Annotated in this window: 6 protein-coding genes; all 6 read right to left on the bottom strand. The window is 71.4% G+C overall.

Annotated features, from left to right (window positions below; translation table 11 throughout):
- Window positions 1–126: 126 nt before the first annotated feature.
- Window positions 127–336: a CsbD family protein gene (locus GT354_RS31670; RefSeq protein ID WP_161359820.1), complete on the bottom strand. Its 210-nt coding sequence runs from the start codon at window positions 334–336 to the stop codon at window positions 127–129.
- A 174-nt stretch (window positions 337–510) separates the two neighbouring features.
- The gene (locus tag GT354_RS31665; RefSeq protein WP_272923925.1) at window positions 511–1,929 is read right to left on the bottom strand and encodes a family 2B encapsulin nanocompartment shell protein; all 1,419 of its coding nucleotides are present in this window, start codon (window positions 1,927–1,929) and stop codon (window positions 511–513) included.
- Between the two features lie 224 nt (window positions 1,930–2,153).
- The gene (locus GT354_RS31660; RefSeq protein ID WP_161359818.1) at window positions 2,154–3,608 is read right to left on the bottom strand and encodes a catalase; all 1,455 of its coding nucleotides are present in this window, start codon (window positions 3,606–3,608) and stop codon (window positions 2,154–2,156) included.
- 77 nt (window positions 3,609–3,685) lie between these two features.
- Window positions 3,686–4,723: an allantoicase gene (alc, locus tag GT354_RS31655; protein WP_161359817.1), complete on the bottom strand. Its 1,038-nt coding sequence runs from the start codon at window positions 4,721–4,723 to the stop codon at window positions 3,686–3,688.
- A gap of 90 nt (window positions 4,724–4,813) precedes the next feature.
- Window positions 4,814–6,157, bottom strand: coding sequence for an allantoinase AllB (gene allB, locus GT354_RS31650; RefSeq protein ID WP_161359816.1), 1,344 nt, complete (start codon window positions 6,155–6,157; stop codon window positions 4,814–4,816).
- A partial coding sequence (locus GT354_RS31645) for a glycerate kinase (RefSeq protein WP_161359815.1) occupies window positions 6,154–7,197 on the bottom strand: 1,044 nt, incomplete at its 5' end. The genes allB and GT354_RS31645, both read right to left, overlap by 4 nt.

The following is a 7,197-nucleotide window of genomic DNA, read 5'->3' as shown; positions in this document are numbered from 1 at the left end:
GGCCGAGCAGGACGGGGCCCGACCCGCCCGTTTCGCCGCCCCCACCCCGCCCGTGCACCGCTGCGCGCGCAAAGCGGCCGCGGACTCCCGTCGGGAGTCCGCGGCCGCTTCGGTGGCCCCGGTGGGTCAGTCGCGCTTCATCGCGCCCTTGATCTTGTTGACCGCCTCGTTGGCCTTTTCCTTGGCGTTCTCGACGGCGTCCTTGGCCTTCGCGGAACCCTGGTCCTGTTGGCCTTCGTCGCGCAGGTCCTCGTTGCCGGTTGTGTCGCCGACCTTCTCCTTGGCCTGTCCGCCGACGTCCTGGGCCTTGTTGCGGATGTTGTCGTCGATACCCATGTGTCGAGTCTCCTGTCACAGTGACGATGCGTGCCGTCGGATCGCACGGCGCACGATCCGACCTATAGCCGCAAAAGACCCTTTTGACACACTTTTGTGACCCGGTTCACCGCGTGCGGTTCAGCCGGCACGCCCGCCGGGCTCCGTTCGCCGGGCCCGTCGACGGGGCTCGGTTCAGCGCGCTCGGGAGATCTCCACGTTCTCCAGAACGCCCAGGGCGTCCGGCACCAGGACCGCGGCCGAGTAGTAGGCCGTGACCAGGTAGGAGATCAGGGCCTGCTCGTTGATGCCCATGAAGCGCACCGACAGGCCCGGCTGGTACTCGTCCGGCAGCCCGGTCTGGTGCAGACCGACGACGCCCTGGTCGTCCTCGCCCGTGCGCAGGACCAGGATCGAGCTGGTACGGGACTCGGAGATCGGGATCTTGTTGCACGGCAGGATCGGCACCCCGCGCCACGACGGGACCGCGTGGCCCTGCACATCGGCCACGTCCGGGTACAGGCCGAGCCGGCTGCACTCGCGGCCGAAGGCGGCGATCGTGCGCGGATGGGCCAGGAACAGGCGCGAACCGCGGCGACGGCTCAGCAGTTCGTCCATGTCGTCGGGCGTCGGCGGGCCCGAGTGGGCCTGGATCCGCTGCTCGTAGTCCGCGTTGGCCAGCAGGCCGAACTCGGGGTTGTTGATCAGCTCGTGTTCCTGGCGCTCGCGCAACGCCTCGATGGTCAGTCGCAGCTGTTGCTCGATCTGGTCCATCGGCTGGTTGTACAGGTCGGCGACCCGACTGTGCACGCGCATCACGGTCTGGGCCGCGCTCAACTCGTATTCACGCGGGTTGAGTTCGTAGTCCACGAAGCTGCTCGGCAGCAGCGCCTCGCCGTGGTGGCCGGCGGACATCGGGATCTCCGCCTCGCCCTTGGCGTTCTGCGGCCGACTGCTGCCCGCCGCGAACGCCGCGAGGTGCGCGCGCAGCGCGTCGGATCCGCCGGCGACGCGTTCGAACGCGTCCCTCGGCATCTCCAACACGATCACCGACGTGGCAGCCTGCGCGGTGTACTCCCAAGCGGCGCCGTCGTCGACGAGGGCCTGCTCGCCGAAGTGGTCGCCGTCGCCCAGCAGTCCCAGCGACGTACGGTCGCCGTAGCGCCCCTCACCCTGCTTGTCGATCTTGCCGTGCACGACCAGGAACACCCGGTCGTTCGGCGCGCCCGCTTCCACGAGCGTCTCCCCCGCCGCGAACTCGCGTTTGACGAAGCGATCGGCCAGGGCCCCGAGCACTTCTTCGTCCTCGAAACCACGCAGCGGCGCCAACTCGCCCAGTTCGGCCGGGATGACGCGCACGTCGGAGCCGGTCTGCACGAACTGCACGCGCCCGTCGCCCACGCGGTAACTCAGCCGCCGGTTGACCCGGTAGGTGCCACCCGACACCTGGACCCACGGCAACATCCGAAGCAACCAGCGCGACGTGATGTCCTGCATCTGCGGGACTGTCTTGGTGGTCGTCGCGAGGTTCCGCGCCGCCGCCGTCGCAAGACTCGCGCGAGCACGGGTGTCCTGCGCTTCGCCTTCGGTCTCTGTCCCAGCATCGATCGACAACGATTCCGCCTCCCCTGAGTGCATCGACCGCCCTCCCCTGGACGGACCGACTTTCGGGTCAATCGTCACCGGTCCGACCGCCGCCGGCCATTACCCGAACGGGTGAGACTGAAGGTGCGCGGGAGTGGCTATGTAGCTCCAATGGCCGAACGCGCGCCCCGACGTCCGTCGAGGACGTCGAGGCGCGCGCCGGCTCCGCCCGCACCGAGGCACGGTCGCCGCGATCAGGCGTCCCGGATCGTCGAGACCGCCTTCGCGACGCGCTCGCCGTACTCCGGGTCCGCCGCGCGGAAGTGCGCCACCATCCGGTCCACGATGTCGTCGCGGGTGACCTGGCCCAGGCTGCCCGCGATGTTCTCGATCAGCCGCGCGCGCTCCTCGCCCGACATCAGTCGGTACAGCTCGCCCGCCTGGAAGAAGTCGTCGTCCTTCGCGTGCGCCGGCGCCTCGTGGGTACCGGTGTGTCCGCTCACCGCGAGCGCGGCGAACAGCGGCTCGTTGCTCTCGTACGGGCCGCCGAAGCTGTTCGGTTCGTAGTTCTTCGCCCGTCCACCGGTGTTGGTCGCCATCGCGCCGTCTCGCCCGTGGTTGGTCCCGACCGCGGCCCTGGGCGCGTTGACCGCGAGCTGCGTGTGGTTGACGCCCAGGCGATAGCGGTGCGCGTCCGCGTACGCGAACAGCCGTCCCTGGAGCATCTTGTCGGGGCTCGGCCCGATACCCGGCACGAAGTTGTTCGGGCTGAACGCGGCCTGCTCGACGTCCGCGAACACGTTCTCCGGGTTGCGGTCGAGGGTGAGCCGGCCGACCTTGATCAGCGGGTGGTCCGCGTGCGGCCACACCTTGGTGAGGTCGAACGGGTTGAACCGGTAACGCGGTGCCTCGCCGACCGGCATCACCTGGACGTACAGCGTCCACGACGGGAACACCCCGCGGTCGATGGCCTGGTGCAGGTCGCGCTGGTGCGAGTCCGGGTCCTCGCCCGCGAGTTCGGCGCCCTCGGTTGCGGTGAGGCTGCGCACGCCCTGGTTCGTCTTGAAGTGGTACTTGACCCAGAACGCCTCGCCCTCGGCGTTGACCCATTGATAGGTGTGCGAGCCGAAGCCGTTCATGTGCCGATACGACGCGGGGATGCCGCGGTCGCCGAACAGCCAGGTGATCTGGTGCAGTGCTTCGGGTGAGTGCGACCAGAAGTCCCAGACGTTCTCCGGCTCGGTGACGCCCGTGTAGGGGTCGCGCTTCTGCGAGTGGATGAAGTCCGGGAACTTCAGCGGGTCCTTGATGAAGAACACCGGTGTGTTGTTGCCGACCAGGTCGTAATTGCCCTGCTCGGTATAGAACTTGAGCGCGAAACCGCGCGGGTCGCGCACTGCGTCGCCCGCGCCGAGGTTGCCCGCGACGGTGGAGAAGCGCTGGAACACTTCGGTCCGTCGGCCGACTTCGCCCAGGAAGTGCGCCCGCGTGTAGCGCGTGACGTCCTCGGTGACCTCGAACACGCCGAAGGCGCCCGAGCCGCGCGCGTGCACGACTCGCTCCGGGATCCGCTCGCGGTTGAACCGGGCCAGCTTCTCGATCAGGTACTGGTCCTGGATGAGCAGCGGGCCGCCGGCACCGGCCGCCGCGCTGTTCTGGTTGTCGGCGACCGGCGCGCCGGCCTCCGTCGTCAGTGTCGCCTTGCTCATAGCGGAATCGACTCCCTGTGTGAGTGAAAGGTGTGTGGTGCCGGGCCGGGCGGCGCCCGGCTTGCGCGGGGGCCGGCTCAGGCGGTGTCGAAGCGGGCCTTCAAGGCCGCCAGGCCCGCGTCCGTCAGTCGGCCCGGCAACCGAAGGCGGGCGATGCCGCCGTCGGGGAAGACCTCGATCCGCACGTGCGTCACGGGCGGAACGTCGCTCAGCCGGAAGCGGTGCCGGGTGTCCGGCTGAACCCGGGTACGCGGCAGGATCTCGAACCACGCGTCGGCGTCGACCGTGGCGTCACTGCCCACGAGTGCGACCCAACCCGGGGCGTTGCCGAGGTAGTTGTCGATGTCGATCTCCGCCGCCAGGATCTCGGTCTGTCCGACCAGGCGCACCCGCACCCAGTCGTGGCCGTCGTCGCGCCGCCGCCGGGTCTCCCAGCCCTCGCCCATCACGCGGGAGCGGCCGGGCGCGTTGAGGTTGTGCGGCGACGAGAAGTAGCGGTCGCTCGCGGCCTCGGCGACCGCTCCGTACTCCTGGGCGCCGAGGTCGACGGTGAGTCCGTCGAGCCACGCCGGATCGGGCAACGCCTCGCCGTGCACGCGCAGTCGGGCGATCCCGCCGTCGGGGAACATGTTCAACCGCACGTGCGTGAAACGCTGTTCGCACGTCACGTCGTACGCGTGCGCCGTGTCGCCCTTGAGGTCGCCGCGCGGCACGATCGTGGTCCACCGCACCGACGGGTCGGTGAGGTCCTCGACCGACGGGACACCGGGCACCGACGCGGCCTCGACCGAGCCGGACGGCGGGTAGTTGCCGGTGAAGAACGCGGTGTCGACGACGACACCGCGGATCACGCCGGGCACGCCCAGGCGGATGATCGCCCAGTCGTGCGCGTCGGCGTCGGGGTGCGGGTGCTCGGCGGACGCGCCGCGCCGGCGGCGGGTCTCCCAGCCGTCCATGATCTGGCCCTTGGGGCCGAACGTGTGCGGCCGGAAGGTCGGTGCCTCGGCCTTGAGCAGGTTCTCCTTCTCGGCGAACCATTCGTCGTTGGCGGCGACCACGCCGGCGCCGAGGGCGCGCGACGCGAGGTTGACGTATGCGGTGAAGTCGGTGGCCATGCGGAATCTCCCGGCGGTGAGTGGGGGTTGACGACTACTCGGCTGCCGGGGGCGGCCCGTGGCCGCGCAGGCGGCGCATGTCGGCGCTGATCACGTCGCGGTCTCCGTCCGGTCCAGGAGCCGGCCGCGCGGGCTGCCGTGCACGTCCACCGGCGCGCCCGCGAGCCACGTCGTGCGTATCGCGCCGGTGAGTTCGCGGCCCGCGTAGGGCGTGACGGGGTTGCGGTGATGCAGCGCCGTCGCGTCCACGGTGAACACCGCGTCGGGGTCGAATGCGACCAGGTCGGCGTCGTGTCCCGGCGTGATCGCGCCCTTGCGGGCCAGCCCGGCCAGTCGCGCGGGGCCCGTCGACATCAAGGCGACCACGTCGGCGAGCGCGAACCCGCGCGCCCTGGCCTCGGTCCACACCGTGGGCAGGCCCAGTTGCAGCGACGCGATGCCGCCCCACGCGAGCGCGAAGTCACCGGCGTCGAGCCGCTTGAGGTCCGCGGTACACGGCGAGTGGTCCGACACCACGGCGGCGAAGGAGCCCGCCCGGATGCCGTCCCACAGCCGGTCGCGGTTGTCCTTCGAACGAATCGGCGGGCAGCACTTGAAGGCCGTGTTCCCCTCCGGCACGCCCTCCGCGATCAGGGTCAGGTAGTGCGGGCAGGTCTCCGCGGTGACCGCGATGCCGTCGGCGCGCGCGGCGTCCAGGAGCGGCAGCACGTCGGCCGAGGAGACGTGCAGGACGTGTACTCGGGCCCCGGTGCGCTTGGCGGTCTCCAGGAGTTGCCCGACGGCGACCGTCTCGGCCTCGTCGGGCCGCGACGCGAGGAAGTCGGCGTAGGCGCGGCCGGCCCGCTGCGGCGCGGCGTCCAGGACGTGCGGGGCCTCCGCGTGGATGATCGCGAGGGCGCCGATGCGGGCCTGCTCGGTGAGCGCCTCGTCCAGTTCGGCCGCGCTCACGTGCGGGAACTCGTCGACGCCGGACGGCGCGAGGAAGCTCTTGAACCCGTACACGCCGGCCCGGTGCAACGGCTCCAGGTCGGCCGTGTTGCCCGGGATCGCACCGCCCCAAAAGCCCACGTCGACGTACACCCGGCCGCGGGCGACCTCCTGCTTGGCCCGCAGCGCCTCGACCGTCACCGTCGCCGGGATCGAGTTGAGCGGCATGTCCAGCAGCGTGGTGACCCCGCCCGCGGCGGCGGCACGGGTGGCGCTGGTGAAGCCCTCCCACGCGGTGCGCCCGGGTTCGTTGACGTGTACGTGCGTGTCCACCAGGCCCGGCAGCAGGGCGAGTTCGCCCAGGTCCTCGACCGGGGCGCCGGCGGCGCTGCCGTACGCCGACACGGCGGCTATCCGGTCGCCCGCGAGGATCACGTCGGCGGGGCGTTCCCCGTCGGGCGTGAACACTCGCCGCGAGCGCAGTACGAGAGTGGGAGCGTGGGTCACGATGCGTCCTCCGATGCGCGGGGGTGGGCGCGGACTCGACCGGCGTCGATCGAGCCGTCGTCTCGGGTGCCTTCGCGGTCCGAGCCGCCGGCGGCACTGCCGTCACGACCACCGGGCGGGCGATCCTTGTCGTCCCCGTCGCCCGGTGGTTCGGCGTCCGGCCCGCTCAGCAGGTCACGCGCCAACCGCTCCCCCGCGACCTCGACGAGTTCGCCGGCGCGGGTCATGCTGTCGGCGCCCAGATCCTCCAGCGCGTAGGCCGCGACGATGCCGGCCGCGTCGAGCTGAACCCCGCTCAGCTCGACGCGACCACACACCACCGCCACGGGTACACCCCGTTCCCTGGCGGCCGCCGCGACCCCCGCCGGCGCTTTGCCGTGCAGGGTCTGTCGGTCCAGACTGCCCTCTCCGGTGACCACGAGCGCTGCTCCGTCGAGCAGTTCGTCGAAGCCCAGGAGTTCGAGCAGAAGTCCGATGCCGGGCCGGATCGTCGCCCCGAGCAGCGCGAGCGCGCCGAACCCGGCCCCGCCCGCGGCCCCCGCGCCGGGTACGTCCGCCAGGTCCGCCGCGACCACGTCGGCCCACCGGGCCAGCGCCGCGTCCAGCACGCGCACGTCGTCGGGAGTCGCGCCCTTCTGCGGGCCGTACACCTCGGCGGCGCCCTTGGGGCCCAGCAGTGGGTTGTCCACGTCGGACGCGATGACCACCTCGACGTCGGCCAACCTGGTCGCCAGGCGTCCACGCACGATCCGGTCCAGCCGCAGCAGCGCGGCGCCGCCGCGTGGCAGGTCGTCGCCGGCCGCGTCGAGCAGTCGTACGCCCAGTGCCCTTGCCATCCCCGCTCCGCCGTCGGTGGACGCGCTGCCGCCGAGCCCGAGCACGATCCGCGTGCACCCCAACTCCAGTGCACGGGCGATCAGTTCGCCCACACCGGTGGTGTCCGCGGTGAGCGGGGCCGGGCCGTCGGGGAGCAGCGCGAGGCCCGAGGACTCGGCGAGTTCGATCACGGCGGTGCGGCCGCGCACGGCGAGCGCGGCGTC

Source organism: Streptomyces sp. SID3343 (assembly GCF_009865215.1).
GTDB lineage: Bacteria > Actinomycetota > Actinomycetes > Streptomycetales > Streptomycetaceae > Embleya.
Note: the sequence above shows the minus strand (reverse complement) of the source record. Positions and strands in the feature narration are given on the sequence as shown.